Origin of the sequence: Isoptericola sp. NPDC057191 (assembly GCF_042670225.1) — a bacterium.
Classification (GTDB): domain Bacteria; phylum Actinomycetota; class Actinomycetes; order Actinomycetales; family Cellulomonadaceae; genus Isoptericola.
On sequence record NZ_JBHUWC010000322.1, the window covers coordinates 1 to 1,170 of the forward strand.

A 1,170-nucleotide genomic window follows, 5' to 3' on the forward strand; every position below is an offset into this window, starting at 1 on the left:
CCACCCGGCCCCCGTCGAGACACCACCGGCGGGGCCACCGACCCGGAAGGACGTCCGATGACGCAGAGCACCGTCCCCGCACCGATCACCGACCTGACCGCTGCCGGGGTGTCCATCTGGCTCGACGACCTGTCGCGCGAGCGGCTGCGCAGCGGGAACCTCGCCGCGCTGGTCGCCGAGCGCGGCGTCGTCGGCGTGACGACCAACCCGACGATCTTCGCGAAGGCCCTGGCCAGCGGCGACGCCTACGACGCGCAGCTGACCGAGCTCGCGGGCACCGAGGTGGACGCCGCCGTCGAGACCATCACGACCGACGACGTGCGCACCGCGGCCGACCTCCTGCGGCCCGTCTACGACGCCACCGACGGCGTGGACGGTCGCGTGTCCATCGAGGTCGACCCCCGTCTCGCGTACGACGCCGACAAGACCGTCGTGGTCGCGGAGCGGCTGTGGCGCACGGTCGACCGCCCCAACGTGTTCATCAAGATCCCCGCCACCGTGCCGGGGCTCGACGCGATCTCGCGGACCCTCGCCCAGGGCATCAGCGTCAACGTGACCCTGATCTTCTCGATCGAGCGCTACCGCGCCGTCATGGAGGCGTTCGCGATCGGCCTCGAGCAGGCGCGTGCGGACGGCATCGACCTCGCCCCGATCGGGTCCGTCGCGTCCTTCTTCGTGTCCCGCGTGGACTCCTCGGTGGACGCCGCGCTGGAGAAGATCGGTACGCCGGAGGCGCTCGACCTGCGCGGGCAGGCCGCCGTCGCCAACGCCCGCCTCGCGTTCGAGGCGTACGAGCAGTTCCTCGCCACGGACCAGTGGCGCTCGCTCGCCGCGTCCGGCGCCCACCCGCAGCGCCCGCTGTGGGCGTCCACCGGCGTGAAGAACCCCGAGTACCCCGACACGCTGTACGTCTCCGAGCTCGTGACCGACGGCGTGGTCAACACCATGCCCGAGCCCACGCTCCAGGCGTTCGCCGACCACGGCACCGTCACGGGCGACACCGTGCGCGGCACCGCGGACGCGGCCCGCCGCACCGTCGAGACCATCGAGTCGCTCGGGGTCTCCCTGCGCGAGGTCACCGACCACCTCGAGACCGACGGCGTCCGTAAGTTCGAGGACTCGTGGACCGAGCTCCTGGACACCGCCTCCGCGGGCCTGAAGGCCCAGGGC

At 72.5% G+C, this 1,170-nt stretch carries 1 protein-coding gene; it reads left to right on the top strand.

Annotated features, from left to right (window positions below; translation table 11 throughout):
* Nucleotides 1-57: 57 nt before the first annotated feature.
* A partial coding sequence (gene tal, locus ACFT55_RS20230; RefSeq protein ID WP_380245662.1) for a transaldolase occupies nt 58-1,170 on the top strand: 1,113 nt, incomplete at its 3' end.